This is a genomic window from Pantoea sp. X-Soil-TKNS-1279, assembly GCF_059730565.1.
Window position 1 is genome coordinate 1 of sequence record NZ_AP035951.1, and the last position, 25,955, is coordinate 25,955.

Here is a 25,955-nt window from a genome sequence, read left to right on the forward strand (position 1 = left end):
ATGGCCTGGATAGATGTTGATGACTGCTGTAGGGAGAGGAAAGACTGCTGTGTTGAGTTAATTGACTGCTAAAGAGAGTACTGATGACTGCTATGTTGAGCAAGCGATGACTGCTGTAGTGAGTAACTGTTTGATTTGGTTGTTTATAAGTCAAAATGCGTAAAATCCGCGCTAAGCTGCGTCCTTACTGTTATCAACGGACTGCCTGAGTTCTCTGTAATTTGATTTCATTGAGTTATACACAGGCCAAAATCATAAAAATAATCCTCTAAAGTCATCCTCAAACTGGATCCAATAAACGATCCGCAAGTTAGCGCAGCAGTTTGATCGTTTTCGATTATCGTCAATATAATGATTTATAACAGATTACCCCCGTAAATGACTACTATAGAGAGTGAAGAAGACTGCTGTGATGAGTCAAATGACTACTATGGAGAGCAATTAAACTGCTGTAGTGAGTAGAATAACCGCTGTAGTGAGTGCTAGTATCCGAAATATCGAGTAACGGCGATCATCGCTTGTTCAGATCACGGATTTTTCAAATGCCGAAAAAAGAACAAGAAAACAAACTGATAGCTGAGGCTTTCAGTGAAACGGATAAACGAACTGGAGAGGTTGTTCACCTCACGCCGAACAGTAATAATACTGTTCAGCCGGTTGCATTAATGAGGCTGGGACTGTTCGTTCCGACCCTCAAATCTACCGCGAATGGCAGAAAAAATCAGTTATCCACTATGGATGTCACTGATGAGCTGAAGCAACTGACGATCGTTAAAGCCGAAGGGTATGAAAATATCAAGATCACCGGCGCGCGTCTTGATATGGACAACGATTTCAAAGCATGGGTTGGCATTATTCATGCGTTTGCCAAGTACAAAGTGCTGGGAGACAGTGTCACGCTGCCTTTCGTCGATTTTGCCAAACTCTGCGGGATCCCGTCACTTCGCTCTTCCGCTAAGCTCAGAACACGCCTGGAAGCCTCTTTGACGCGTATCGCGACGAATACCATCCACTTCACCAATAAAGAAGGGGAGTATTACGTTACGCATCTCGTCCAGTCAGCGAAATACAGCGTAAAAAATGACACTGTCACTTTGCAGGCGGATCCCAAGATCTTCGAACTGTATCAGTTCGATCGCAAGGTGCTGCTTCAGCTTCGCGCAATTAACGAATTAGCCCGCAAAGAGTCAGCTCAGGCGCTTTACACCTTTATCGAGAGTTTGCCCCCGGATCCTGCTCCTGTGTCAATGCAGCGCTTACAGGCGCGCTTAAATCTGACTTCGCGACCAAACACCCAATACGCGACCGTCAGAAAGGCGATGGAGCAGCTCAAAGAGATTGGCTACCTCGATTACACCGAGTTTAAGCGTGCCAGCACCGTTTACTTCTCCATTCATTATCGACAGCCCAAACTCAGACCAGCAAACATCCCGCTGAGCCTGCCAGAACTCGGAGAAGACGATCTCGATAATGAGATCGATATCGTCCCGGTCAAGAAGAAGGTGAGGGCAAAAACGACGGTGAAGAAGACCAGGGAAGAGTCGGCAGGGAAGATGGTGATGCTTTCTGATGAGGAGTTGGCCATCCTGGAAACCATCAGGAAGACCAAAAAAGCTGAATAGTCCGTCAGCTGTCATGCGCTCAACATTCCCCTAACGCTGTAGTGAGTTTTACTCACTACAGTAGTCTTTTGTATTTCAGCCACTCAATAGATCCACGATCGCAACTCGCTATAGCAGTCATATTCACTCACCATAGTGGTCATTTGGCCCTTCTGAAAAGAAACCGCTGTAGAGAGAAAGAAGACTTCCAACTTGCCAGTAATGACCACTATAGAGAGAAAGCATTGATGTTTTCAGGCTTTCCTTTGCACAACCCCCCTGGTACTTACTAACCTGCAAGGCCTTTATATACGTGATGTTAGTATTTACTAACAATGAGGATTCCCTTATCAAGTGGATGTTCATTGCAAAAATCAAAACACGGGTGATATCGCTCAATTCTGGCAATTCTCTCCATAGCAGTCATCCCTGAAACGGTCGTTACTCTCCATAGTGGTTATTCTGAAGAACACGCGTTACTCTCCACAGCGGTCATCAACAACAACTGACGATCTCACCTGTTCTTTGCAAGTCTTCCGGCAGGCTTCATCGTGGTTCCAATGTAACCTCGGGCTTTGAAACAAGATTCAGTTCAGACGCGCGGAAAAGGTACACGGGCCTTTAATTTGGGGCTTCAGCGCGTAATGCAGCCTGCACAGCAGGCCGCAAAGTAACAGAGGCCTGATAGGCCGATAGCGCTGGCCAGTTATGAAGTTCGATGGAGAACCATTTACACCAGCCCAGCACGGTGAAAAGGTAGGCATCGGCAATGCTGAACGATGAGCCTGTCAGAGAGGTTCTTCCTGCGAGAGTGTCTTGCAGGAAATCGAACCGTTTGAACAGCTTTTCACGGAAGATATCTTTGGTGGTTTCGGATAGCGTGGTATTGAACAGCGGTGCCGAGCCAGCGTGAATTTCAGTGGCGATGAAGTTCAACCATTCCTGTAATCGTAGCCGCTCCCAACTGCCTGCGGGCGGTGCCAGCTCTCGCTCAGGTTTCAGGTCAGCCAGATACTGCACAATAGCCGGACCTTCTGTAAGTATCTGCCCATTTTCCAGTTCCAGCGCAGCGACATAACCCTTGGGGTTAATGGTGCGAAAGTCATGACCATCTGCGGTCAGCTTACTTTTGTTGTCCACTCGGATTAGCTCAAATTCAAGCTCAAGTTCGCGCAGCACTATATGGGGTGAAAGCGAACAGGTGTTTGGGGCGTAATATAACTTCATGATATCTCCATAAATATTGAAAACAGTTTCGCAGTGCACTACCTGCACTTGCAGTCACTGTGATTGAGTTGAGATATTCTGTAAAATTAATAGTTAATTAATGAAGTATTAGTTGAGCTACTGATCATCATGATGAATCTATTGCACTGGCGGCTACTGGTTGCAGTCGCCGATGCCAGCAATATCTCGCGTGCCGCAGAGGATGTGGGAATGACTCAGTCTGGTGCCAGCCAGGCTATCGCTCAGTTGGAATCATCACTTGGGTTCCAGGTTTTTACCCGTGAGCGACGGCAGATCACCGTTACCGCATTGGGCGAGCTGGTGGTTGAGCACGCAAGGAATATGCTGGTTCAGCTGGAGGCGATTCGGGCGCTGGCCGATAACAATCGCGGTTTAAGCACTGGACGCATTCGCCTGGCCAGTTTTCCCTCGGTCACGTCAACGCTACTACCTGGGTTGTTGCGGGATTTCAGGCGCCTGCATCCTGGTATTGAAGTTGTCGTGTTGGAGGGGACAGACGAAGAGGTGGAGGAGTGGGTGGCTGAAAGCACTGTCGAGTTGGGGATCGTCATGAACTCTGATTCTGGCCGTGCGGAAATGGTAATAGGGCAGGATGCCTGGGTCGCGGTCTTTCCAGCCAGTCACTTGCAAGCACGCCGTGTAAGAGCACAAGGTATTACGCTTGGGGAACTGGCCTCTCAACCCTTTATCCTCGCTACCGGTGGCTGCGCTGTAAACGGAAGAAGTTTGATGGAGCAAGCGGGTTTGCAGCTTTCAGACATACGTATGACGGTACGAGATTGGATCAGCGCCAGCAAGATGGTGCGTGAGGGGATGGGTATGACTTTGGTTCCTGAATCAACCCTTCCGGAAGATCGGCGTGGCTTGTGCGTGGTGCCATTGCTTCCTCCTGTCTGTCGTGAATTTGCGCTGGTTTGTTCACAGGCCGGAAAAACTTCCCAGGCAACTCAGGCATTAATTGCACGGCTGCGCATATACAGCAAAGCAATGCACGATTGATCACCGTAGCGTCTTAAAGCGTTACGTGGAGCATTAGCACAACGTAAACTCCACGTACCGTGAGAACAGAGACGTTGACAGTGGACTCAACTCCACGCAAAACACGCCATTAATTTGTTAATGGAGCTTTTCTAAAAGCTGTTCAGCCCCTTTGTCTATCCCGGTTTCAGCAGCACTCAACGAGCCAAAGGTGGCACCGACGTTCATTGCATTCGGATACTGTTCAGTGACGTAGGCCAGCAGAAGTTCGTTCGTCTCGGCGTCCTTTATCTCGACTGCATAGTTAACGTATCCGCTCATCAGCCCGCGACCGCCCCGGACAGACTGAACAATGTTGTAAGGTCCACCAGCCAGATCGAATTTCGTAAAGGTACCCACAACCTGCGGTGTCGTATCCGCACCGGTTAGCGTCAGTTTAAGCCGGAGGGAGGGGGACGTTCCTTTAGCAGCATCTACGACAAACTTTTCTGCCAGCACTTCGCTAAATTTTTTCTGCATATAGTCGGCGAGCTTGCGCCGATCATCCGGAGAAAGATCGTTAAATTGTGCGTCACTTCCACCATAGATCTGCACGGGTTCTAACGTGATGCTGCGATATTTGTTCCAGTTTACCGGGGCCGCATAACGGAAAGGTATACGATCGCTATCCTCTGACGTATTTGGCGTCATCCGTGATGAAGATTCAATCCCAGAATACTTTACTGGGGAGGTGTCAGCGCAACCGACAACAGCGATAGCGGCGGCCAGAGTCACGGTACAACAAAATGGGCGGAACAATTGCTTCATATCCAGGCTCTCCACAAATTTCTTTAAATGAACTGTACGGTGTAGTTAAGATCGATTAACATGCCTAAGTCAAGAATATGTTTCAGTTCATTTCGGTATTTTTCTTTGCGGAGGTCATATGCTGAATATCCAGTCGCATCCCGTTGGTCGGTATTTAACTATCTGTTCTGCAAGCACAAAACAGCACGTTAATGCTCCAGAGCACCTCAGCACTTCGCAAGAAATTGCCGAGTCAGGATTCCATTGCGAACTACCGTTCCGCTATATCGGCCTGCCTGTCAGGAGGAAACTCACCCGGATGATGCTCATGATGAAAAAAAGCGAGAGCAGGGCTTTGCAGCATTCAGGCAATCCCTCTTCTTATCGGCACGCGGTGGATTATGTGCGCGGGGTAATGGACGCAGCCATGCTGCGAGGCGAACTGCGTTACCGGCCAACTGAAGAAGTGGTGCGTTTTTATCTTTCGCAGCTGAATGAGTTGAGCATTCTGCTGGCCGGATCATGCTGGACGAATTTCGAGTTGCGTTGCGAAGTGCGCCGCAGAACAGAGGTATTTATCGAAAAGTACGCAGCCGTTAGCCGGGGATAAAAATAATTCTGATGGTTAGCAGACTGCTGATAGTCGCCGGGGAAATGACGTACAGGGAGTGGGTCATAGATGTGGCAATGATAACGGTAACCATCCTGATTCTCTGGCGAGCAGGCAGCAATGTCAGAGAGATTCGGTATATCCGTCGATTAGGCATAAAGCGGGGCAATTATTATGCATCCCGGGTCTGGGGGGCCCGTCTGCTACCCCTCATTGTTTTGCTGATGGTTGAGATCGTGGTGGTGCTGGTAGTCGGTGTTCTGACTGTCCTTAAGTTGAGAGAAGTAACGTTCTGGTGAATGACAGCCAGAGTTTCGGTATTTGCGTGCTGCCCATAAGGGTGAGTGATATTTCTTAACTCAGGAGAACCATCCAGATGAGAGACAAGTTTCTGACCTTAACGGAAGAAATGACATTCAGGGACTGGACCATGCTGTGTGTACTTGTCACCACTGTCATTATCATGTGGTGGCGGGTGGGGAGTAACATCAGAGATGTCATCTATATCAGACGATTCAGAGCGCAGCGTGGCAGGCAATATGTATCCGGGGCCTGGGGAGCGCGCCAGAATTCCCTGATTACCCTGCTTGTTGCGGAAACACTGGTGGCGGTGGCCATCAGTATTCTCATCGCGCTTATGCTGGTTGGTGTGACATTGTAACGGTTGGACGCGATGATGTTGCCCGCAAGGTGCGGGCAACATCCGATCAAATATGACTACCGACAGACAAACAGCCAGTAAGAAGAATGACCGCCGCGCTGGTAAACAGGGGGAGAATGAAACGCATTTTATTTCCTTAAAAGAGAGAAACACACCCGCTGAGCAGCAGCGAGCCGAAAGTAATACCTGCCAATAACAGAACACGGTGCAACATAAGACAACCCTCATTAATGAACTATACCGTTTAGTTTAATTATAATCTGTGGTCTGTCAATCGAATCATGATTTGTTGACAGACTTACATCCCTTATCTGACGTTCAGGGCGGTGCCTTGCAGAAATACCTGCACGGCATTTTCAACCATTGTGGCAATTTCTTTATCCGTATACACCGGCATCTGGCGTCGCAGAAAGAGTTCATCTGCTTCAGCCTTAACCAGGGCCGAAAACTGCTTTGCTCTTAACCCTGGGTTGCTACGGGATAATTCCCCACTTTCCATGTATTTTTCCATCACCAGCGTCAGAGCGTTCATACTTTCCCGTACACCGGATTCATAAAAAAGCTCTCCGATATCGGAATGACCGGCTTCGCCAACGACCATGCGGTAAAGTTGCATGGCCTTCCAGTCGGACGTCATGACACCCAGCATACTCTCACCGAACTGCTGTAGTTTATCCGCCAGGCTAAGAGATTGATTATCCGCACTGTACAGCTCATCAGCAGCTCGCGTGAGATAGTTAGTACTGAACGTTCTGACGACCGCCTCAAACAGGCTTTCTTTCGAGTTGAAGTAATTGTAAAGCGTGGCTTTTGAACAACCGGCGGTTTTTGCAACGCCATCCATCGAAGCCCGTTCATATCCTTGTTCAAGAAAAACGGAGGAAGCCGCGTCAAGGATCTCTTTTCTTTTTTGTTCAGTTAGCTTACGCATTGTTATCTCCAGGGTCAGAAAGACCACCTTAACAAAACCAGATGGTTCATTAAAGGATGAACTTCACCGCTACGTTCCATCAGGCTGGCAACCAACCCATACCGCGTAACGTAATCTGAATGCGTCTTTTTATATGTTCTGCGATCGCCTGTTTTTCTCTGAAGTCTGCTACACGCCGGTGTGGCATAAGTGCGCCGAAGACCACATCCATGAACATTCCGGCATAGAGCGCCACATCATCCAACGGCAAATTTTTCTCGCTGGCGGTACTCTGTAACCAGTCCATGAGCATTTCCCTGGAACTTACCGCCCTGGTTTCATAGAGATAATCAGAAAGCTCAGGGAACAGGATTGATTCGCGCGTCATCAGCCGCAGGATCGCTTCACGCTCCAGAGATTGTTCTTCGCTGACGTCAAGGCGAAAAATTCGAAACAGAGATTCGTCCAGCGCGCACTGTTCATCCTCGGGTCTGGGCAAATCAAGCAACAGATGGCGATGCTCGCTGATCACCGCGGCAAACAAGGCCTGTTTATCGCTGAATACCTCATACAGCGTGCGTTTCGACACTTTTGCCCGCCGGGCCACTTCTGCCGTGCTGGTATTGGCAAAACCCAGTTCAACGAAGGCGCGATAGGCACTTTCAATGATGACCTGACGTCGGCTGGCGGCATCCTGGGTTCTGGGGCGACCGCGAGTAGGCAGTGAGTCACTACTTTTCATGTTAACTGTGGGTTCCGTTAATCTTCGTCACAATTATGGTACTTGATAAGTACCATAAAAAGGTACAGGATATTTTTCAGCAAAGGCAGATTCTAACGTAACCCTGGAGAACATCCATGAAAACGGAACCGTTTACTCACACCTCCTCCGCCATCCGTGATCCGCAGATTTTAAAGGTGATCGCGCAGATGAATGCACGAAGGAAGCATCCGGATGCGGCCGCATTTGCCGGACCGGGAGCACCGGACCCGGAAATGTTTGCCGATTATGGCTTCTCGATTCATCCCGAGCAGGGCGACCTTATTTATCTGTTATGCCGGGCAATGAAGGCAAAAAAGGTGGTGGACTTTGCCACTTCGGTTGGGATGTCAGCCCTCTATTTTGCGGCCGCGATGCGTGACAACGGCGGGGGTGAGGTCATTGGTGCCGAACTGGTGGCGGCGAAAGCAGCAACCGCACAGCGCAATCTGGCTGCCGCCGGGCTGGAGAATTACGTGGATATCCGTATCGGTGATGCACGCGAAACGTTAAAAGATCTCGGCGGTCCGGTCGATTTTGTCCTGATTGATGGCTGGCCGCTGGCAGATGGTCCGACGCTGGCAAGACAGGTCATTGAAATCATGGCGCCGCAGTTACGGGTGGGGGGTTACGTGCTGAATGATAACGCGGAACCTGATTTCCTGGCGTTTATCCGTAATCCGGACAACGGATTCATCTCGGTTACGCTGCCCATCAAGCGTGGAACTGAACTGGCAGTGAAGGTCGGATAATGTCGATGTTTACCCGACGACATTTCCTTCAGGCCGGTGTAGGGCTGGGGGCTGCCGCGATGTTGACGCCTGGCTTTTCCGCTTTCCTGTCCGGCAAAAACAATCGGCTTAAGGCGGGCGTGGGACGGGCAAATGTGGTTCTGACCGGGTTATATCCGCTGGATGATTTTGTCGGTGAACACGATCCACTGGCTACCCGTGTATTGCTGCTGGAGCAGGATGGCCAGCGTCAGGCCATTGTCGTAGTGGACCTGACTTCACTGACACAGGATGTCATTGTTTGGTTCAAGTCTATTCTGGCAGAGGTCAGCGGTGTCACCGCTGCGAACACCATCATCAACGCCAGTCACTCCTTCTCAACACCGCATATTTTTACCGGAGCCTCAGCAGCGGTGCTCGCCGCCTTTGAGAATGCCGTGCGTAGCGCAGCAACACAGGCGGTCAGTTCTTTACAACCCGTACAGCCGGGTATCGGTAATGGCCTGAGCAGAATCGGCGTCAATCGTAATATCAATACCCCTGCGGGCTGGTGGCTTGGCGCTGACGATGCGGGTTATAGCGATCCCCATGTGGGGCTGATAAGTCTGAATACGGCAGACGGCCATCCGCTGGCGATTCTGATCAACTATGCCGTGCAACCGGCGGTGATGGATGCATCCGAAAGAGCAACCGGGGGCCGTCTGGTCAGTGCGGATCTGGCGGGAGCGACCTGTCGTTATGTCGAAAACCATTACGGCAGTGGCACGGTGGCGTTTTATCTCGTGGGCTGTGCCGGGGATCAGGTGCCTTATCTCCAGGCCAGTCGTCATGTTGTGCATAAAGATGGCAGCACCGATCGTATCGATATTCACGAAAAAGGTTTCGCGTTGCTGGATTCATTCGGACAGCGGCTGGGGGACGAAGTTATTCGAATCGCTGATGGTATCAGCCCTCAGCCAAGTGACATCTTCAGAGTCGAACGGCACAACATTACCGTCAAATCGCAAAACTTCTCCCCCCGGCATGCGCCAACCGGTCCCGTTAAGACATTTGATTATCAGGTCAGCGGTGTCAGCAGCCTGCCAGTGGTGATGATGCAATGGGGAGACAGCGTCTTAGTCGGTGTCCAGCCAGAGTTCTCTGCCAGCCTCGGTGCACATATTCGTGCCGAATCCCCTTTCGCACAGACCTTTGTGATGACCATGGTGGATGGTGCGGCCAAATATCTCCCGGACAGCGACAGCTACGTCCGCTTTACCTATGAAGCTCGCTCTTCACCTTTTGCACCTGGCGCCGGTGAAGTGGCAGCCCAGGCCATTATTAAACAGTTAAAGCAGATGCGGGCGTTACCTGCATGACGCGCAACCTTCATTCAGGAAGATAAAATATGGCAAATATGTCACGAAGAACTTTCATGGTGGCCGGAACCGCGCTGGCCGGAGCTATCTCTGCGGCAGGGATATCCCGTGAGGCGGTGGCGGCAGATAAAAATGGATTTATGGCGGCATCGGCAAATGCGACGAGCAAAGACGATGGCGTGAAAAAAGGACCCGGTTTACAACGTATTTTCGCACTTTGCGAAGTCACGGGGGGTGGGGAGAAGATTTACGGCATTGCCGCTGAATATGACACAGATATCGATCCCACCAGCCTGGCGCTCACAACGTTTAAAGCGGGGGTAATACCGGCAGCCGAGGGATTCTTTGCCGGTATGCCCAACGAACCCGATAAAAATGCCACGCAGGCTAAGCCCTTACCACGCGCCATCACATCAATTTACACCCATGCCGAACCCGCGTTGCTGGCAGGACAATCCAGCGTAACCGGACGTTATGTGATTATCGAATTCGCTCACGATCCGGACCTTAGCCTGCCGACCCAGGACAGCGATATCGTATCGCTGACGCAGGTTAAAAACGTCAAGACCCTCGCCGGTCATGTCTATGCCGCCAGCAATAAGCCGTGGAGCAATGCCGCTGCGCGCGGCAACAACGTTGTTATTCGGGGCGTTGATGAGTGGGAGCAGCATCACTGGTGGTGGGATGACACCCGCTCGGCGTGGCTTGAATACAGCATTTATCTGCCGAAGTCATTCCTCAAACCGGGTGGTGAGAACAAGGCATATCCGCTGGTACTGGCAATTACGCACTCCGGCACCAGCTATGATGGCACCTGTGCCCAGACGCTGACTGAGCAATGTATTGCGACGATCTGGAGCATGCCGGAAGAGCAGGACTTACATGAATGTGTGGTTATCACACCGCGTTACGAGCGCACCACCATGAACGATTACTGGGAGCACACCAGTGATGTGGAGAATACCTGGCGGCTGGTGCAATCCCTGCTCAGTAACACCTGGGACTACGGTAATCCGAATCTCGAAGATCGTGCCGACAAGGTGCTGAAAATTGATGCATCGCGGGTGTACTGCACCGGATGGTCTATGGGGGCCATGACATCGCTGTGGCTGATGGCGAAACACCCGGAAACCTTCGCCGCAGGACTCATCATTGCCGGGCAACAGCGCCCCAAAGATGTTGCGACCCTGGCGAACCAGAAATTGCTGATCATTACCGGGTCTGACGACAACAAAGCCACGCCGTGGAATGAAAAATGTGTGCCCGTGTGGGAGCAGGGTGGCGCGAAGGTGACTCGCCCGAGTGAATTGCTGGATCCGACACTGATTTTCCCGGTTAACAATCAGCAGGCATTAACGGAGCAGGTTAATCATTATCTGGATCAAGGCGGGAACATTACGTTTTTGACCTTCAAAGGTGTTGATCATATGGCCTCTGCACGCAAATTCTTCTATATCAATGCCGCACGGGCGTGGTTGTTTAAACAACAAAAGGTGTAATTATCAAATCGGATATAGACGGTTTACTGGTCCTGCCTTATGCCGATAGTTCGACTCTCTGGCAGTCCCTACTACCTGGTGATGGGGGTAGTGTGGATCGTTGCGGGTTTACTGGCGGTATTACGTCGTGCGAGCGGGTTGTATCTGTACCTGGTAAGCTTTATTGCCACGCTGGTGTGGTCACTATGGGAATCGGGCCTTGACGGGTGGGCGCTGGTGCCGCGCCTCGATCTGGCCCTGCTATACCTGATCATTACTGTGGTGCTGATGCCAGCCCGCCGTGCTGATGGATCACGCGCTTATCGACGCTATGGGGTGGGCTTGCTGGTGGTGACAGTGGTGGGCCTGGCAATTGCCATCCCGCTGGCGCAGAAGCCCTATCCGGTTGAAGCGGCGACTACGCCGGTTGGGGATTATTTTGACACTGTCACCACGCCAGCCGCGCAGGACTGGCCGACCTATGGAGGTGGTCACGGTGCACAGCGCTTCTCTGCGCTAACGCAGATCACTCCGCAAAACGTCAGCCAGTTGAAACGCGTCTGGGTCTATCACACCGGTGAAGCACATACGCCGAATTTCGGTAACGAGCTGACCCCGATTAAAATTGGTGATGTGGTGTATGGCTGTACCATCCGCCATAAAGTATTCGCGATCGATGCCGCTACCGGTAAACAGAAGTGGATGTTCGATCCTAAAACCCCGGCAGAATCCTCCCCGCCCAACTCGGCCTGTCGCGGCGTGGCTTACTATGAAAACCCTGCCGTCCCTGCCGACCAGGCCTGCTCACAGCGCATTATCGTGGGTACCCTGGATGCCAAACTGGCAGCGGTGGATGCCCGTACCGGTGAACTGTGCCAGGACTTTGGTCATCACGGCTTTGTCGATCTGATGGATGGCATGGGCAAATGGCCTGCGGGTATCGTTTCCGTCACAGCGGCACCGACGGTCGTGAAAGGCGTGGTGGTCACAGGTCAGCAGGTGATGGACGGCCAGCTCCGCCACGCACCTTCTGGTGTGGTGCGCGGCTATGATGCCGTCACCGGTCAGTTGCGCTTCGCGTGGGATATGGAACAACCGGATATCACCACCACACCGCCGCCGGGTAAAACCTATTCACTCGGCACGCCGAATATGTGGTCTACGGCGGTGGCTGATGAAAAGTTAGGGCTGGTGTATCTGCCAATGGCCAACTCGGCGGGAGATTACTACAGCTCCACCCGTACCCCGGAAGAGCGTAAATACAGCTCCTCGATTACCGCGCTGGATGTCACCACCGGTAAACCGCGTTGGGTGTATCAGTTCGTGCATAACGATGTCTGGGACTACGATACCCCTGCACAGCCAAGCCTGGTGGATTTCCCCACCGACCAAGGTCTGGTACCGGCGCTGATTGAAACCACCAAGCAGGGTGATCTCTGGGTGCTGGATCGTCGCACCGGTCAACCTCTGCACAAGGTTGAGGAGCAACCGGCACCGCAGGGCGGCGTGGAGCCAGAAGAACGGGCGAAAACCCAGCCACGCTCGCTGTATAGCCACACGCAGAAACCCGATCTGACAGAAAGAATGATGTGGGGCGTGTCGCCTATCGATCAACTGGTGTGTCGTATCCAGTATCGTGAAGCGAACTATCAGGGCATCTTTACGCCACCGAGCGCGGATAAACCGTGGATTGAATACCCGGGTAACAACGGTGGATCAGACTGGGGCAGCATCTCAGTTGATGTGCACAATGGTGTCATTATCTCCAACTACAACGATCTTCCCAGCTATTCGCGTCTGGTGCCGCGTGCCAAAGATGACCAGATGGGCGTGTTCTGGCTGGGTGACCCGCGTTACAAGAACCCACCACCGGGACGTAATCGTCCGCAGGCTGGTCTGCCTTACGGTCAGGATGTTAACACCGGCTGGGTATCCAATATCGGTGTAATCTGTAAACAGCCGCCGTTTGGCATGATTAAAGCCATCGATTTGGCAACGGGTAAAACGCTGTGGGATCGTCCACTGGGCACCGCAGAACGTAACGGTCCCTGGGGGCTGCACTCCATGTTGCCGTTGCAAATCGGTTTGCCGAATAACGGTGGCGTGTTAACCACGCAAAGCGGCCTGGCGTTCGTGGGGGCGACCACTGATGATTACCTGCGTGCGATAGACGTGAAGACGGGCAAAACGTTGTGGAAAGATGAGCTGCCAGCGGGTGGTCAGGCAACGCCAATGACTTATGAGGTCAACGGCCAACAATTCCTGCTCATTATGGCGGGAGGCCATCACGGCATGATGACGCCGGAAGGCGATGAAGTCATCGCTTATGCCCTGCCTGACAAGGTCTGAGTTTCCCTCCAGTTAAACGACCTGCTGTGAAGCAGGTCACAATTCCTTGACAGTGAAAACCCACTTACCTAGATTGTCTAGGTAAGTGGGTCATCCGGCTTGATACCTGATGACATGGAATCATTATTTATCCAGGAGTCGTTATGGGCAATCAGCCGACTGAACCTGTCCGTCAGTCAAAGGTGCCTTTCTGGTTACGTCTGACACCCGTCAAAGCAGAGGAAGTGAGCGCGCTGTTGGTCTGTATGATTTACATCTTCTGCGTGTTATCTGCTTATTATGTCCTGCGCCCGATCCGCGACACCTTTGGTATTGATGGCGGGATGCACAATCTGCAATGGCTGTTCTCTGCCACGCTGTTGGCGATGCTGGCCCTTAATCTGCCGTTTGCGGCGCTCTCGCGTAAACTTCCGCGCAAAAAGCTCATTCCTTTGGTGTATCGCTTTTTTATCAGCCATTTACTGATTTTTGCCGTGCTGAAGTTTTATCTGCCGGTGGATGCCCAGGTATGGCTGGGGAGAGTGTTTTTCGTCTGGCTTTCGGTCTTTAACCTTTATGTCGTGTCGGTGTTCTGGTCACTGGTTGCCGATATCTTTTCGCGTGAGCGTGCCAGCAGGCTGTTTGCCATGATGGCTGCCGGGGCCACGTTGGGGGCGATCGTCGGGTCGGCGACTACCGCGTTGCTGGTACATCGTTTCAATACCCTCGGTCTGTTCGTGCTGGCAGCGATGCTGCTGGAATGTGCTGTTGTCTGCGTCAAGCGGCTGAACAACGTGACGCATCTGGCGGATGAAGCCAATGATGGCGCAGTCCAGACGCAACCGCTTGGCGGTGGGGTGTTCTCAGGCATTGTGCGCATCGCGCAATCACCGTATTTGCTGAACATCTGCCTGTATATGTTGCTCTACTCGGTCACCTCGACATTGATCTATTTCCGCCAGGCCGACCTGGTACACCACCTTTTTCAACATGACAGCGATCGTACCGCCTTTTTTGCCACCCTTGATCTGGTGGTCAATGTGCTGACGCTGGTGACGCAGTTATTTATCACCAGCCGCCTGATGGCGCGTTATGGCACTAAGCTGGTGCTCGGTCTGTTGCCAGTTATCACGCTGCTGGGATTTACCAGCCTGTCGATCTGGCCGGTGTCTGCTTCGATTGTGATGTTCTCGGTGCTCAGACGCGCCAGTAATTTTGCCCTGGCGCGCCCGGCGCGCGAAGTGCTGTTCACGGTGTTAAAACGCGAAGACAAATACAAAGCGAAAAACGTGATCGACACCGCTGTCTATCGTACCGGTGACCAGGTGGGCGCATGGAGCTGGGCGGCCATGAATGCGGCTGGCATGAGTGGCGGCATGCTGCTGTGGTTGGCTTTACCCCTTTCGCTGATCTGGCTGGTTAACAGTCAGTGGCTGGGCCGCAAACAGATACAGCTTGAAGAGAAAACCTTTTATCCCCTCAAAGAGACATTGCATGAAAACAGTCACTCTTAACGGTCAGACAGTTCCCGCTATTGGTATGGGGAGCTGGCATCTGGGCCAGGGCAGGCACAGCGCACAGGCGGAAATTAATGCGTTACGCGCCGGTATTGATAGTGGGCTGAAGGTGATCGACACCGCCGAAATGTACGGTGATGGCCGTTCTGAATCACTGATCGGCAAAGCGATCGATGGTTTGCGCGATAAGGTGTATCTGGTGTCAAAGATCTATCCTTATCACGCCAATCGTCTGATGATGGAGCGTAGCTGTAACGACAGCCTGAAGCGGCTCAACACCGAATGCCTCGACCTTTACCTGCTGCACTGGCGTTTCAGCAGTATGCTGTCTGAAGCGGTGTCCGGTTTTGAAAAGCTGAAGCAGCAGGGGAAAATCAAAGCGTGGGGTGTCTCCAATTTTGATGTCAGCGATATGGAGGATCTGTTCGCTACCGAGAATGGCGATCGCTGTGCAACCAATCAGATTTTCTATAATCCGGCGAGTCGTGGCATTGAGTTTGATTTGATTCCGTGGTGTAACCAGCATCATATGCCGATGATGGCCTACTCCCCGCTGGGTGGTGAAGGGGCATCGCTGCTGCGCCATCCGTTGATTACTCAGTTGGCGGCCAAATATCAAACCGGTCCCTCCACCATTCTTCTCGCCTGGGTGATCCGTAATGGCAATATGATCGCTATACCGGAGTCAGGGGAGGCGGCACACATCAAAGAGAATGCCGCCGCGTTAAGCGTGCAGTTACAGCCAGCGGACCTTAACGTCATGGACGAAGCCTTCCCGCCCCCTGGGCGTAAAGTCCCTCTGGAGACACGTTAATGCTGTGCGGTTTTCTTCCACAGCGCGCACATACTGCGGCTGCGTAATTTCAAATGAAGCATACGTGCGGCGAGGATCACCACCGCCGCCGATTCGAAAGAATGGTAGTAAAGGGAGCTGTTGGGGGAGCTAAAAATGTTCCACAGCAGCGCCAGTAGCAGGGCGCATGACGTCGTCTGGCAGGCGATCATCGGGGTACACAGCCAGTGATAGAGGCGAACCCCTTCGAGTTGATTGCGATGAATTGCCAGCAGACCCGCCCAGGTGACACAACCGCTCAGTGCGGCGGTGATCACCGCAGGCCCACCGTGGTGATTGGTCAGGCAGGTAAACACGGCAAACACGATGGCGATAATGATGCCGAGATTGATAAATAAGGTGTTGCGCAGTTTGCGCGTGATTAATACCACGGCAAATTCAGCGGCCAGGTTTTGCGGGGAACCAAAACGTTGCGTCACGCGCAGGGCCGCTTTTTCTGGCGTATCGTGGCTGCATTCCACCGCTTCATAGAAATGCTCACTGATCTCCAGACAGATGTTGTCTGCATATTTCTGCTCAAAACTGAGTTCATGCTTTAGCTCCAGCAGATAGCGTTGCGCAGGTTCTGGCAGTTCAGTCAGCGTGGACATTATGACCTCTGTAATAAAGAGGAGACAGCCAGGGAGTAGCTATCCCAGGCTTCGCGTTTTCTCACCAACTCCTGCTGACCTTCTTTGGTCAGTTGATAAACGCGACGTTTCCGTTTGGATGGTGCGATCTCCCACTCAGCGCCAATCAGTCCACGCTGTTCCATGCGGTGCAGAAGGGGGTAGACAGTCCCTTCCTGGAAGGAGAGGACGCCATCCGTCAGCTGGTGGATCAATTCAATTAATGCGTAGCCATGACTGGGGCCACGCTCCAGCGCGGCAAGTATGACCATTTCAATATGGCTCTTCAGATTGTCGTCAGCACTGCTTCTCATGGTCATTTTCCGCTTACAAAGATAGATACAAACTTCGCCGTTATCTTAGCTTGACTTAGGCTGCCTTGATACCTAGTTTATCTAGGTATGATAATGAAACCGGATGGCTGATTTTGCAATCTGTTCCGGTACTGGCAGACCACGATATTTCAGGAAGGGATATGGCTCACTTCACCCGACGCAACTTTTTGCAGCACTCGGCGCTACTGGCTTTGTTTTTACCCTCTCTCGCCGTGCAGGCCGCAGACAGTTCAACCGCAATGCCATTGCAGTTGGTCAATCAATGGCGTCTGTCAGCTGATGGATGGGTGCCGAATAATCCCGCCTTACCCGTTATGCATTTCCGTACGACACAACCTGAGACTACTGCGGGCGGGTTGACTAAGGCCGGATGGACGCAGCAATGGCAGGGAAAACCCTTCGCCTATCAGCATTTCCACAGCAGTACGCATGTGATTTTTGTCGTGGCGGCAGGCAATGGTCAGTTGCAGATTGGCGGCGATAACGGCGAGGTGGTGCCAGCCAGGGTTGGCGATGTGATTTTTTTACCGGCAGGGACAGGTCAGCGCCTGTTGCAGAGCAGCCATGATTTTTCGGTTCTGGCCTGCTATCCCGAGGGCAATAACTGGGATGTCTGTCGATCGGCGATCAATACGGAAACGTTGCAAAGAGCCTCAAACCATAAACTGGAAAATCGCACCCGCCGATTTTTTAACCGCAGCGGTACAGTGATTTAAATCAAATTTATACGAGAGAAAACCTGATGAGCGGAAATATTAAGCTGGTTATTGCCAAGTTTATTGCGCAGGAAGGGAAGGGAGAGGAATTATTTGCAGCAATTGAGCGCTGCATTGCTCCCAGTCGCGCTGAAGAGGGATGTATTCATTATGACGTTTATAAGAATACGCAAGATGAGAATATCTTTCTGATCCACGAAAAATGGAAAGGCGAACCGGCGATTCAATTTCACTTCGAGCAAACCCATTTTAAACGTTTGCTTGCTGATACTGATCCATTACTTGCTGCCGTACCCGATATTAAAAGCATCGATTTATAATTCAGAAGAAAGGAGAAAGCCGTGTTATCACGCGTTCATACAGGATTATTTGCAGGCCTGATGTTATGTTCTGCCGGGGCGTTGGCTGCGCCCTTTACGCTGCACTCAACCCAGTTCCACAATGCAGGGAAATTACCGGTTGCGATGGGCGGCGGTGGCCAGTGTCCTGGGCAAAACGTTTCACCGCAGCTGAGCTGGAGTGGCGCACCGGCCAACACCAAAAGTTATGTGCTGCTGATTGAAGATCCACAGGGGGCCAACGGCCTGGGCATGACCCATTTCCTTGGTTACGGCATCGACAGCAGTCGTCACCAATTTGCTAAAGGGGATCTGACCGGTGTTGTTGGCTATACCCCAGGCACCAATGGGAAGAATGTTCAGGGTTATTCCGGTCCTTGCCCTCCCGTGAATGGTGATATTCACAACTATAACTTCACCTTAATTGCTACCGATTATGCTCCTGATGCGCTGCAAAAAGGCCTGGCAAGAGAGGCTGTCATGTCGCAACTGAAAGGCCATGTTCTGGCATCAGCAGGTCTGGTCGGTCAGTTTATTATGCCTAAGAAATAAGGTGAAAAGATGCCAGAAATTATTGTGCACATGGTGAGTGGCCGTACAGCTGACCAAAAGAAAAAACTGATGGATGGAATTTATCAGGCAGTGAAAGACGCATTACCGGTTAAAGAGGAATACATTGTTATTTCGCTGATTGAAACGGACAAAGAACACAAGTCCCGCGGCGGTATTTTATTTAAAGATCTTTAATTACCAGGATAGTTATCATGCTTATTCTTATTACCGGAGCCACGGCCGGATTCGGCTGGGATTTGGCGCTGCGTTATGCGCAACATGGACATCGGGTGATCGCCACCGGGCGGCGGCAGGAACGTCTTGATGATCTTAAAGCCATTGCCGGAGACAACATTTTCACTCTCAAGCTGGATGTCAGTGATTCTCTGGCTGTTGATAGCCTTATGGAACAACTGCCGCTGAACTGGCGTGATATTGATGTACTGATTAATAACGCCGGGCTGGCTTTGGGTCTGGAACCTGCTCAGCAGGCCAGCATGGACGACTGGAACCGGATGATTGACGTCAACATCAAAGGTCTGGTGCATGTGACAAGGGTGGTTTTACCGGGGATGGTTGCACGCAATCGCGGCCATATTATCAATCTCGGCTCGACGGCGGGCAGCTGGCCTTATGCGGGCGGTAACGTCTATGGCGCGTCAAAAGCTTTCGTGCGGCAGTTCAGCCTGAATTTACGCACCGATTTAGCGGGTACAGCGTTACGTGTTACCAATATTGAGCCTGGGCTGGTCGGTGGAACTGAGTTTTCCGGTGTTCGATTCAAAGGTGATGCCGGGCGCGTTGAACAGACGTATGCCAATACGCAACCCCTGTTGCCGGAAGATATCACTGAAGCCATTTGGTGGGTCAGCAATCTACCTGCGCATGTGAATATCAACACGTTGGAAATGATGCCAGTTTGCCAGTCATATGGCGGATTACGCGTGATTAAAGGCGAGTAAAAAAAGCCCCCGTAGCGGCGCGATAAATCGCACCGCTACGCGGATTACATTAAGGTTTAGCCAGACTTTCCCGTACTTTTGTCACCTCTTTTGGCGTGACAGCCGGTGCGTTGTTACTCCAGCCACTACGCACAAAAGTTGCCAGTTGCGCCACCTGTTCATCACTCAGCCGGGAAGCAAAGCCCGGCATCGCCATCACAGACGGTGCTTTCGGTGTCGAAGGGATCTGTGCCCCTTGCAGGATGATGTTGATTAACCCGGTTGGGTTATCCGCGACCACCACATCACCCCCGTTCAGGCGCGGGAAGATTCCTTTGGCCCCGTTGCCGTCGGTCCAGTGACAGGCTTCACAGTTGTTCATGTACAGCATCTGCCCGGCATTCAGATTATGCCCCTGGGTCAGGTAATCAGCGGTTTTCTTCGTCTCCTGCTCTGCATCGGCGCGGCGATTGATCACCGGGGTATCCGCAGGCAATGACTTGAGATACGCCGCGATCGCGTGCAGGTCCTGATCATTCATATGCTGCATACTGTGCTCAACGACACCGGTCATTTCCCCGCCCACGGAGGCAAAATCATTACGGCCTGTGGCGAGGTAATCGGTAATGTTCTGGATACTCCAGATTGGCATACCGCGCAGTGAAGGCACAGGCCAGCCATTTAACTCCCCACCGGCGAGATACTTGTCGCTGGATTCATTCAGTGCCTTCTCCTGCATGCCGATGCCCCTGGGGGTATGGCAACTGCCGCAGTGACCGAGTGTTTCCACCAGATATTTACCGCGATTGATATCGTCAGGCACGGAATGGCGCGGTGCAAACGGCTTATCCTCGGTGAACGCAACATTCCAGAACCACATGCCCCAGCGCTGGCTGAAAGGGAGCATTAACGACGTTTCCGGTGCTTTTTCAGCTACCGGTTTTACGCCTTTCATAAAATAGACATACAAGGCATGAATATCTTCATCGGTAATCCCACGATAATCCGGGTAGGGCATCGCCGGATAGAGATGCTTACCATCGCGACGAATACCTTTGCGCACCGCATCAGCAAACTCCTGTTCGGTGTACTTGCCGATACCGGCTTCGGGATCAGGAGAAATGTTGGTGGAGTAGATCACCCCCATCGGGCTGGCAATCGCCAGGCCACCACCAAACTCTTTTCCACCGGCAATGGAGTGGCAGGCGGTGCAATCCCCGGCGCGTGCCAGATATTCCCCTTTGGCAATCAACGTAGCATCCTGATTGTCAGCCGCCTGCACGGCTGTGCTCACCAGGCCCGCCATCAGCAGATAACGAAGTTGCAGTTTCATGGTCATCTCCTTATGCCTGCACCAATGGGCCGGGGTTTTTCAGATATTGTTCGCGAATCGCTTTTGCTGACCAGTACGCCAGTCCGGCAACCATCGCCGAGGGGTTGGCATAGAAGTTTTGCGGGAAGGCATTAGCCCCCATCACGAAAAGGTTGTGAACGTCCCAGCTTTGCAGATAACGGTTAAGCGCAGAGGTGCGAGGGTTATCGCCCATAATCGCGCCACCGGCGTTATGCGTGTTGACATAGTTCGGCGAGCTGGCGAAATGGCTGTCCATCTTCAGAATGTTATGCGAGTACTGCGTTGGATTGAGGTGTCTGGTAATCGCCTCCATCTTCTCTTTCATGAACTGCAACATACGCAGATCGTTTTGCACGTAATCGTAAGTCACACGCAGCAGCGGCATACCAAAACGATCTTTATATACCGGGTCGAGATCGAGGTAGTTGCCGCGCGTTGCCATATTGCTGCCTTCAAGCTTCACGCCCATTGAATGGCCATAACTTTCTTTCAGCGCTTTTTTCCAGCCGCTGCCCCATGATGGCGCGCCTTTCTTTATTGCGGCTCCCATTGGCGTACCGGTCGGTTGTGAACTGTAGATCTTGGCTCCACCAATAAAACCAAGCTGGGCCGTCTCAACATTGCCGGTGCCGTAGTCGCTGATGACGGTACCGGTCGGTCCTGCCGTGGCGAACGGGTTGAACTCAAGGTTATCGAAGAACAGGGTAAATCCGCCGCCATACTGGTGGGTGTAGTTACGACCAATCACACCTTCTTCCGTAATGGGGTTGTAAGGCTTACCGATTGAGGAGTTCAGTAACAGGCGAACATTGTTCAGGCCAAAGGTAGACAGAATCACGATGCTGGCGGGCTGGAACACCTCGTCGCCATTTTCATCAATGTAAGTCACACCTGTCGCTGTTTTACCATCGGCATGTTTTTCCACGCGAATCACGTTGGCGCGAGTTTTATAGTCGAAGTTTTTAAACTGCTTCAGTCGGTCGAGGATGGCAGTTTGCGGCGATGCCTTTGAATAGTTCAGGCATGAGTAGAACTGACAAAAGCCGCAGTAGTTACAGGGGGCAATCTGCTGACCATAAGGGTTGGTATAAGGCACAGAAACCGCCGCCGAAGGCATGGAGTACGGGTGAAGTCCCATCTCCTGGGTGGCCTGACGAAACAGGGTTGCGTTAAGGCTATCTTCCAGCGGTTTATTGGGGAAGGGGTTGGAGCGCGCACCCTCAAAAGGATCGCCGCCCTGCTGGATCACGCCTCGCAGGTTGCCCGTCTCGCCGGAGGAGCCACACACTTTATCGAAGAAATCCATATGCGGCTCGATCTCTTCCCAGCTGACCGGGAAATCGGCGATACGCAGTTCTTCATCCAGTTCACCTCGTTTGAAGTGTTCGTCGGCGTAAGTTTTCATTTTAAGGTCGACAGGCGTTGGACGGGTGATCATCCCGGTCCAGTGCAGACCCGCACCACCCACGCCATCGCCCAGACGGAAGGCACCCAATTCACGCATGGGCAAGGCGGTTTCTGAAGCGTTGTGACGAATGGTAAAAGCCGCATCATGCGGGCTTTGCATGATTTTATGGCGTTTGGTAAAGGCCAGTTCATCAGCCGGTTTGGGATAAGCATAATCGCTGTTCAGGCGGTCTTCTCCACGCTCCAGCGCGCGCACTTTTAATCCGGCCTGCGCCAGCTCAATACCCATAATCGAGCCAGCCCAACCTAAACCGACGATGATGACATCGACGGCGTCATTGATCTTTTTCATTTATTTTCCAGGAAGAATCAGGCTTGCTCGCCGCTGAGAGAGACCGGGCCAAGGGGATATTTAACGTTATGGATCTTTATCCATTGCGGGAAACTGGCGCGTGCACCGGGGAAATTAATCATCTTCCATGCCGCCATATTCTTATTCCCGCCGTACTGCGGATCGGCCAGATAGCCTTCTTTGGTATTTTCCAGCAGTCGGATAAAGAAATAACCGGCATTCAGGTCGGCTTCGCCAAACTGGGAAAAATCGGCGACATTCTTTTGCAGATCGGTTAATACCGCATCTTTCATTCTGGCTGGCAGGTCGCAGAAATTTTGATTGTATTTGATGCGCGAGTATTGATTGGTCAGTGAAATGCCTTTGCGGTACAGCACCTGTAACGGGAAGGGCATCTGATAGCCGAACAGCAGGCTGGCATGGCTGTCGAATGGACCCTCCATATACCAGTCTTCACCCTTGCCATAAGGGGTCAGCATCTGCTTATCAATAAAGACCGGAACATGGGTATCTAATGCTCCCGGACCTTCTCTGTCCGACGGGATCAGGCGGTCACAGGCGGCCAGCATAAATTGCCACTCTTCTGCGGTGAAAAATACCGGTTGATATTGTTTTAGCTCGTCCGCAGTGGAGGGAACGGCGGCAAAAACACGACTCACACCGCCTTTCATCCCGAGTGAGGCGATGCCAATCAGCGACCCAATAATAAAAGGACGCCTTCCAATACGACAGGGTTCATTTGCCATTTGCTTTCAGTTTCTCGTTATCGTGCGAAAATCATTCACTTGCCTGGTGGGAATACAACGCTTCATTACTGTTAACGAATCGACGTTAATATTTAAATAGCCTTAGAAATCCTGTTGCCATTTTGTAACGGCGCATCATAGGCGCATTGGTAGAACATGATCACGTTATCTGGTTTATATAAACTATTTAAATAATCCATCTCGGCCTTGTTATATGATTTATAAGAAAAAACATTATTGTACCTTATGGTACATTTACACTTTGTTTTATCTTCACAACCTTGTGAAATGTTTTAGCTCATTAGTTATCCAGCCATCCGAGATAACGGTGTTAACAATTGACTTATTTTTGCTCTCACAATATTTAATAAATCACGCTGGTGATTACAGAAATAACAGTTTTCCCGGATGTCCGGGAAAACTGTTAAGGAGGGTCAGGCAATTAATATGGCGCGAATATCATTCACGTTGGTGAGGGTGGGACCGGTCATCACCAGGTCGCCAATGGAGTGGAAATAACTGTAGCTGTCATGTCCATCCAGATACGTGGCGGCATTCAGACCATTCAGCTTCCCGCGTGTCAGCGTGTCCGGCGAGATCATGGCACCGGCTGCATCTTCCGTACCGTCGATACCATCCGTATCACCGGCAATCGCCCAGATACCGGCTTCCCCCTGTAAAGCACAGGCCAGACTGAGCAGAAATTCAGTATTACGCCCGCCTTTACCCGCGCGGCCATTGGTCACCGTGACGGTGGTTTCGCCCCCTGACAGCAACACCGCTGGCCCTTTAACGGGATGACCATACTGTTTCACCGATCGGGCGACACCCGCCATCACAACAGCAACCTGGCGGCTCTCGCCTTCGATGGCGTCACCGAGGATCAACGGAGTTAAGCCAAGCTTACGTACCTCTGCGGCGGCAGCTGCAAGGGCTAATGCCGGGGTAGCAATCAGCCTGGTTTCAGCATATCCGGTCTGCGGTGGTACTTGCTGGGGATGAGTCAGCACATAACGCACCGGCTCTGCGATGGGAATGCCATAGCGTTCCAGCACTTTCAACGCATCCGCCGGAGAACTGTTATCGGCAACCGTTGGACCAGAGGCCACGTCGGTTGGGTTGTCACCCGGAACATCGCTGATAATCAGAGAAACCAGCCGTGCCGGTTGTGCCAGCAGCGCCAGTTTGCCCCCTTTAACCGCTGACAGATGGCGACGCACCAGATTCATCTCCCTGATATTGGCCCCGCTGTGCAACAACGCGCGGGTAATCGCCTGCTTATCAGCCAGGGTCAGCCCCGGAGCAGGGAGTGCCATCAGCGCCGAACCGCCACCGGAAATCAACGCCAGCACCAGATCATCCGGGGTCAGTCCACGCAGCGACTCCACGATCAACATCGCGGCGGTTTCACTCATGGCATCGGACACCGGGTGGGCCGCTTCCAGAATACGAATGCGACCGGCAGGGACGGCGTGACCATAGCGAGTCACCACGACGCCACTGACATCCACATCTGGCCAGGCCGCGTCTACCGCTGCGGCCATTGCGGCAGAGGCTTTACCCGCGCCAATCACCACACAACGGCCTTTCGGTTTTTCAGGCAGTGCCGGGGGAATGACAGGCCCGGGACGGGCACTGTCAACAGCACGCTGAAAGATATCTTGCAGAATCTCTGCGGCCTGTTCATTTCTCATCGTTATGCGGTCTCAGCTACGGTGGCCTTCGAGGTGATAAATTCAACCACGGCTTTGGTCACATCCGCGGTTTTTGCCGTACCGCCGACGTCCGGCGTCAGAATGCCTTTGGTGCAGGCATACTCGATACCTTCCATCACCAGCGCAGCGGCATCATGTTCGCCGAGATGTTCCAGCATTTGCACCGCAGTCCAGAAGGTGGCGATCGGGTTCGCGATGCCTTTGCCGGTGATATCAAAGGCTGAACCGTGGATCGGTTCGAACATGGACGGGAAACGATGCTCAGGATCGATATTGGCGGTTGGGGCGACACCCAGGCTGCCCGCCAGCGCACCGGCGAGGTCGGAGAGGATATCGGCATGCAGGTTAGTCGCGACGATGGTGTCCAGGCTCTGCGGATGCACGGTCATGCGATGTGTCATGGCATCGACCAGCATCTTGTCCCATTTCACATCCGGGAACTCCTGTGCCACTTCTGCGGCGATCTCATCCCACATCACCATACCGTGACGTTGGGCGTTGGATTTTGTTACCACGGTCAGCAGTTTACGCGGGCGAGACTGCGCCAGTTTAAAGGCGTAACGCATGATGCGGGTCACACCCACACGGGTGAAAATCGCCACTTCAGTCCCAACCTCTTCAGGCAGGCCACGGTGTGCACGACCGCCGTTACCGGAATATTCGCCTTCAGAGTTTTCACGCACGATCACCCAATCCAGGTCGCCAGGACCGCGATTACGCAGCGGCGAGGTGACGCCCGGCAGGATTTTGGTCGGACGTACGTTAGCGTACTGGTCAAAACCCTGGCAAATCGGCAGGCGCAGGCCCCACAGCGTGATGTGATCCGGCACATCTGGCGCGCCCACGGCACCGAAGTAGATCGCGTCGAATTTCTTCAGCGTTTGCAGGCCGTCTGCCGGCATCATCACACCGTGTTTTTTGTAGTAATCCGAACCCCAGTCAAAAGTTTCGATGTCAAATTTCAGCTGTGGATTCTGGCGTTCCAGCGCATGGAGCACCTCAACACCGGCAGAGATCACTTCAGGGCCGATACCGTCCGCAGGGATAGCGGCAATTGAGTAGTTACGCATGT

General features: G+C 52.3%; 26 protein-coding genes. 15 read left to right on the forward strand and 11 right to left on the reverse strand.

The window, feature by feature from the left end; translation table 11 throughout:
- The first annotated feature begins 542 nt into the window (after positions 1 to 542).
- The gene (locus AC6I8N_RS24605; RefSeq protein WP_021183835.1) at positions 543 to 1,622 is read left to right on the forward strand and encodes a RepB family plasmid replication initiator protein; all 1,080 of its coding nucleotides are present in this window, start codon (positions 543 to 545) and stop codon (positions 1,620 to 1,622) included.
- Between the two features lie 600 nt (positions 1,623 to 2,222).
- Here the strand turns inward: AC6I8N_RS24605 and gstA are convergent.
- The gene (gstA, locus tag AC6I8N_RS24610) at positions 2,223 to 2,828 is read right to left on the reverse strand and encodes a glutathione transferase GstA (protein ID WP_497831452.1); all 606 of its coding nucleotides are present in this window, start codon (positions 2,826 to 2,828) and stop codon (positions 2,223 to 2,225) included.
- 129 nt (positions 2,829 to 2,957) lie between these two features.
- Between gstA and AC6I8N_RS24615 the strand changes: the two genes are divergently transcribed.
- Positions 2,958 to 3,848: a LysR family transcriptional regulator gene (locus AC6I8N_RS24615; protein ID WP_497831453.1), complete on the forward strand. Its 891-nt coding sequence runs from the start codon at positions 2,958 to 2,960 to the stop codon at positions 3,846 to 3,848.
- Positions 3,849 to 3,965: 117 nt separating this feature from the next.
- Here AC6I8N_RS24615 and AC6I8N_RS24620 read toward each other — a convergent pair whose 3' ends face one another.
- Positions 3,966 to 4,634 carry a DUF3313 domain-containing protein gene (locus AC6I8N_RS24620; protein ID WP_497831454.1) on the reverse strand — a complete coding sequence of 223 codons (669 nt, stop codon included), beginning with the start codon at positions 4,632 to 4,634 and terminating at the stop codon, positions 3,966 to 3,968.
- A 118-nt stretch (positions 4,635 to 4,752) separates the two neighbouring features.
- Here AC6I8N_RS24620 and AC6I8N_RS24625 point away from each other — a divergent pair, with 118 nt between their 5' ends.
- Positions 4,753 to 5,223, forward strand: a complete 471-nt coding sequence (locus AC6I8N_RS24625) for a hypothetical protein (RefSeq protein ID WP_244634106.1) — start codon at positions 4,753 to 4,755, stop codon at positions 5,221 to 5,223.
- 376 nt (positions 5,224 to 5,599) lie between these two features.
- Positions 5,600 to 5,884 carry a hypothetical protein gene (locus AC6I8N_RS24630; protein WP_497831455.1) on the forward strand — a complete coding sequence of 95 codons (285 nt, stop codon included), beginning with the start codon at positions 5,600 to 5,602 and terminating at the stop codon, positions 5,882 to 5,884.
- 307 nt (positions 5,885 to 6,191) lie between these two features.
- Here the strand turns inward: AC6I8N_RS24630 and AC6I8N_RS24635 are convergent, their stop codons facing one another.
- Together AC6I8N_RS24635 and AC6I8N_RS24640 are read right to left on the reverse strand one after the other, a co-directional pair.
- Positions 6,192 to 6,815 (reverse strand): TetR/AcrR family transcriptional regulator, encoded by a 624-nt coding sequence (locus AC6I8N_RS24635; RefSeq protein WP_497831456.1) that lies wholly within the window; start codon positions 6,813 to 6,815, stop codon positions 6,192 to 6,194.
- 79 nt (positions 6,816 to 6,894) lie between these two features.
- Entirely contained in the window at positions 6,895 to 7,536 is a 642-nt protein-coding gene (locus AC6I8N_RS24640) for a TetR/AcrR family transcriptional regulator (protein WP_497831457.1), read from the reverse strand.
- 116 nt (positions 7,537 to 7,652) lie between these two features.
- Between AC6I8N_RS24640 and AC6I8N_RS24645 the strand changes: the two genes are divergently transcribed.
- From AC6I8N_RS24645 to AC6I8N_RS24670, 6 genes are all read left to right on the forward strand, one after another.
- On the forward strand, positions 7,653 to 8,306 hold the full coding sequence (locus AC6I8N_RS24645) for an O-methyltransferase (RefSeq protein ID WP_497831458.1): 654 nt from the start codon (positions 7,653 to 7,655) through the stop codon (positions 8,304 to 8,306).
- The gene (locus tag AC6I8N_RS24650) at positions 8,306 to 9,643 is read left to right on the forward strand and encodes a hypothetical protein (protein WP_497831459.1); all 1,338 of its coding nucleotides are present in this window, start codon (positions 8,306 to 8,308) and stop codon (positions 9,641 to 9,643) included. Before AC6I8N_RS24645 ends, AC6I8N_RS24650 begins: the two co-directional genes overlap by 1 nt.
- Positions 9,644 to 9,672: 29 nt before the next feature.
- Positions 9,673 to 11,142: a prolyl oligopeptidase family serine peptidase gene (locus AC6I8N_RS24655; protein WP_497831460.1), complete on the forward strand. Its 1,470-nt coding sequence runs from the start codon at positions 9,673 to 9,675 to the stop codon at positions 11,140 to 11,142.
- A 39-nt stretch (positions 11,143 to 11,181) separates the two neighbouring features.
- Complete coding sequence (locus AC6I8N_RS24660) at positions 11,182 to 13,470, forward strand: membrane-bound PQQ-dependent dehydrogenase, glucose/quinate/shikimate family (protein WP_497831461.1); 2,289 nt, start codon at positions 11,182 to 11,184, stop codon at positions 13,468 to 13,470.
- 143 nt (positions 13,471 to 13,613) lie between these two features.
- Positions 13,614 to 14,963, forward strand: coding sequence for an NTP/NDP exchange transporter (locus AC6I8N_RS24665; protein ID WP_497831462.1), 1,350 nt, complete (start codon positions 13,614 to 13,616; stop codon positions 14,961 to 14,963).
- Positions 14,944 to 15,780, forward strand: a complete 837-nt coding sequence (locus AC6I8N_RS24670) for an aldo/keto reductase (protein ID WP_021183849.1) — start codon at positions 14,944 to 14,946, stop codon at positions 15,778 to 15,780. The genes AC6I8N_RS24665 and AC6I8N_RS24670 overlap by 20 nt, the downstream gene beginning before the upstream one ends.
- On the opposite strand, the gene AC6I8N_RS24675 is transcribed toward AC6I8N_RS24670, so the two are convergent.
- Together AC6I8N_RS24675 and AC6I8N_RS24680 are read right to left on the reverse strand one after the other, a co-directional pair.
- Entirely contained in the window at positions 15,777 to 16,409 is a 633-nt protein-coding gene (locus AC6I8N_RS24675) for a hypothetical protein (RefSeq protein WP_021183850.1), read from the reverse strand. The genes AC6I8N_RS24670 and AC6I8N_RS24675 overlap by 4 nt on opposite strands.
- Positions 16,409 to 16,741, reverse strand: a complete 333-nt coding sequence (locus AC6I8N_RS24680) for a helix-turn-helix transcriptional regulator (protein ID WP_013512403.1) — start codon at positions 16,739 to 16,741, stop codon at positions 16,409 to 16,411. Before AC6I8N_RS24680 ends, AC6I8N_RS24675 begins: the two co-directional genes overlap by 1 nt.
- 161 nt (positions 16,742 to 16,902) lie before the next feature.
- Between AC6I8N_RS24680 and AC6I8N_RS24685 the strand changes: the two genes are divergently transcribed.
- Genes AC6I8N_RS24685 through ydfG form a run of 5 tightly spaced genes read left to right on the forward strand, consistent with a single transcriptional unit; the run spans position 16,903 to position 19,330 of the window.
- Positions 16,903 to 17,478 (forward strand): cupin domain-containing protein, encoded by a 576-nt coding sequence (locus AC6I8N_RS24685; protein ID WP_497831463.1) that lies wholly within the window; start codon positions 16,903 to 16,905, stop codon positions 17,476 to 17,478.
- Positions 17,479 to 17,504: 26 nt separating this feature from the next.
- Positions 17,505 to 17,798: a putative quinol monooxygenase gene (locus AC6I8N_RS24690; RefSeq protein ID WP_497831464.1), complete on the forward strand. Its 294-nt coding sequence runs from the start codon at positions 17,505 to 17,507 to the stop codon at positions 17,796 to 17,798.
- A gap of 21 nt (positions 17,799 to 17,819) precedes the next feature.
- Positions 17,820 to 18,368 (forward strand): YbhB/YbcL family Raf kinase inhibitor-like protein, encoded by a 549-nt coding sequence (locus AC6I8N_RS24695; RefSeq protein ID WP_497831465.1) that lies wholly within the window; start codon positions 17,820 to 17,822, stop codon positions 18,366 to 18,368.
- A gap of 9 nt (positions 18,369 to 18,377) precedes the next feature.
- Complete coding sequence (locus AC6I8N_RS24700; protein WP_208727054.1) at positions 18,378 to 18,563, forward strand: tautomerase family protein; 186 nt, start codon at positions 18,378 to 18,380, stop codon at positions 18,561 to 18,563.
- A 17-nt stretch (positions 18,564 to 18,580) separates the two neighbouring features.
- On the forward strand, positions 18,581 to 19,330 hold the full coding sequence (gene ydfG / locus AC6I8N_RS24705) for a bifunctional NADP-dependent 3-hydroxy acid dehydrogenase/3-hydroxypropionate dehydrogenase YdfG (RefSeq protein WP_497831466.1): 750 nt from the start codon (positions 18,581 to 18,583) through the stop codon (positions 19,328 to 19,330).
- 49 nt (positions 19,331 to 19,379) lie between these two features.
- On the opposite strand, the gene AC6I8N_RS24710 is transcribed toward ydfG, so the two are convergent.
- The 5 genes from AC6I8N_RS24710 to AC6I8N_RS24730 all read right to left on the reverse strand — a co-directional run bounded on the left by AC6I8N_RS24710 (position 19,380) and on the right by AC6I8N_RS24730 (position 25,953).
- On the reverse strand, positions 19,380 to 20,642 hold the full coding sequence (locus AC6I8N_RS24710) for a c-type cytochrome (RefSeq protein ID WP_497831467.1): 1,263 nt from the start codon (positions 20,640 to 20,642) through the stop codon (positions 19,380 to 19,382).
- Between the two features lie 10 nt (positions 20,643 to 20,652).
- Positions 20,653 to 22,422, reverse strand: coding sequence for a GMC family oxidoreductase (locus tag AC6I8N_RS24715; protein WP_497831468.1), 1,770 nt, complete (start codon positions 22,420 to 22,422; stop codon positions 20,653 to 20,655).
- Positions 22,423 to 22,439: 17 nt separating this feature from the next.
- Positions 22,440 to 23,168 (reverse strand): gluconate 2-dehydrogenase subunit 3 family protein, encoded by a 729-nt coding sequence (locus tag AC6I8N_RS24720; RefSeq protein WP_497831469.1) that lies wholly within the window; start codon positions 23,166 to 23,168, stop codon positions 22,440 to 22,442.
- Positions 23,169 to 23,602: 434 nt separating this feature from the next.
- Positions 23,603 to 24,862, reverse strand: coding sequence for a glycerate kinase type-2 family protein (locus AC6I8N_RS24725; RefSeq protein ID WP_497831470.1), 1,260 nt, complete (start codon positions 24,860 to 24,862; stop codon positions 23,603 to 23,605).
- 2 nt (positions 24,863 to 24,864) lie between these two features.
- A complete protein-coding gene (locus AC6I8N_RS24730) occupies positions 24,865 to 25,953 on the reverse strand; it encodes a tartrate dehydrogenase (protein ID WP_497831471.1) in 1,089 nt (362 codons plus the stop codon).
- Positions 25,954 to 25,955 lie beyond the last annotated feature (2 nt).

Excerpts from the sequence above, each read along its gene's own strand:
- AC6I8N_RS24730 (WP_497831471.1), bottom strand. The coding sequence starts at position 25,953 with ATGCGTAACTACTCAATTGCCGCTATCCCTGCGGACGGTATCGGCCCT.
- AC6I8N_RS24630 (WP_497831455.1), top strand. The coding sequence starts at position 5,600 with ATGAGAGACAAGTTTCTGACCTTAACGGAAGAAATGACATTCAGGGAC.
- AC6I8N_RS24655 (WP_497831460.1), top strand. The coding sequence starts at position 9,673 with ATGGCAAATATGTCACGAAGAACTTTCATGGTGGCCGGAACCGCGCTG.
- AC6I8N_RS24685 (WP_497831463.1), top strand. The coding sequence starts at position 16,903 with ATGGCTCACTTCACCCGACGCAACTTTTTGCAGCACTCGGCGCTACTG.
- AC6I8N_RS24640 (WP_497831457.1), bottom strand. The coding sequence starts at position 7,536 with ATGAAAAGTAGTGACTCACTGCCTACTCGCGGTCGCCCCAGAACCCAG.
- AC6I8N_RS24620 (WP_497831454.1), bottom strand. The coding sequence starts at position 4,634 with ATGAAGCAATTGTTCCGCCCATTTTGTTGTACCGTGACTCTGGCCGCC.
- gstA (WP_497831452.1), bottom strand. The coding sequence starts at position 2,828 with ATGAAGTTATATTACGCCCCAAACACCTGTTCGCTTTCACCCCATATA.
- AC6I8N_RS24715 (WP_497831468.1), bottom strand. The coding sequence starts at position 22,422 with ATGAAAAAGATCAATGACGCCGTCGATGTCATCATCGTCGGTTTAGGT.
- AC6I8N_RS24700 (WP_208727054.1), top strand. The coding sequence starts at position 18,378 with ATGCCAGAAATTATTGTGCACATGGTGAGTGGCCGTACAGCTGACCAA.
- AC6I8N_RS24725 (WP_497831470.1), bottom strand. The coding sequence starts at position 24,862 with ATGAGAAATGAACAGGCCGCAGAGATTCTGCAAGATATCTTTCAGCGT.
- AC6I8N_RS24605 (WP_021183835.1), top strand. The coding sequence starts at position 543 with ATGCCGAAAAAAGAACAAGAAAACAAACTGATAGCTGAGGCTTTCAGT.
- AC6I8N_RS24710 (WP_497831467.1), bottom strand. The coding sequence starts at position 20,642 with ATGAAACTGCAACTTCGTTATCTGCTGATGGCGGGCCTGGTGAGCACA.
- AC6I8N_RS24615 (WP_497831453.1), top strand. The coding sequence starts at position 2,958 with ATGATGAATCTATTGCACTGGCGGCTACTGGTTGCAGTCGCCGATGCC.
- ydfG (WP_497831466.1), top strand. The coding sequence starts at position 18,581 with ATGCTTATTCTTATTACCGGAGCCACGGCCGGATTCGGCTGGGATTTG.
- AC6I8N_RS24680 (WP_013512403.1), bottom strand. The coding sequence starts at position 16,741 with ATGAGAAGCAGTGCTGACGACAATCTGAAGAGCCATATTGAAATGGTC.
- AC6I8N_RS24625 (WP_244634106.1), top strand. The coding sequence starts at position 4,753 with ATGCTGAATATCCAGTCGCATCCCGTTGGTCGGTATTTAACTATCTGT.
- AC6I8N_RS24670 (WP_021183849.1), top strand. The coding sequence starts at position 14,944 with ATGAAAACAGTCACTCTTAACGGTCAGACAGTTCCCGCTATTGGTATG.
- AC6I8N_RS24690 (WP_497831464.1), top strand. The coding sequence starts at position 17,505 with ATGAGCGGAAATATTAAGCTGGTTATTGCCAAGTTTATTGCGCAGGAA.
- AC6I8N_RS24720 (WP_497831469.1), bottom strand. The coding sequence starts at position 23,168 with ATGGCAAATGAACCCTGTCGTATTGGAAGGCGTCCTTTTATTATTGGG.
- AC6I8N_RS24665 (WP_497831462.1), top strand. The coding sequence starts at position 13,614 with ATGGGCAATCAGCCGACTGAACCTGTCCGTCAGTCAAAGGTGCCTTTC.
- AC6I8N_RS24645 (WP_497831458.1), top strand. The coding sequence starts at position 7,653 with ATGAAAACGGAACCGTTTACTCACACCTCCTCCGCCATCCGTGATCCG.
- AC6I8N_RS24660 (WP_497831461.1), top strand. The coding sequence starts at position 11,182 with ATGCCGATAGTTCGACTCTCTGGCAGTCCCTACTACCTGGTGATGGGG.
- AC6I8N_RS24650 (WP_497831459.1), top strand. The coding sequence starts at position 8,306 with ATGTCGATGTTTACCCGACGACATTTCCTTCAGGCCGGTGTAGGGCTG.
- AC6I8N_RS24635 (WP_497831456.1), bottom strand. The coding sequence starts at position 6,815 with ATGCGTAAGCTAACTGAACAAAAAAGAAAAGAGATCCTTGACGCGGCT.
- AC6I8N_RS24675 (WP_021183850.1), bottom strand. The coding sequence starts at position 16,409 with ATGTCCACGCTGACTGAACTGCCAGAACCTGCGCAACGCTATCTGCTG.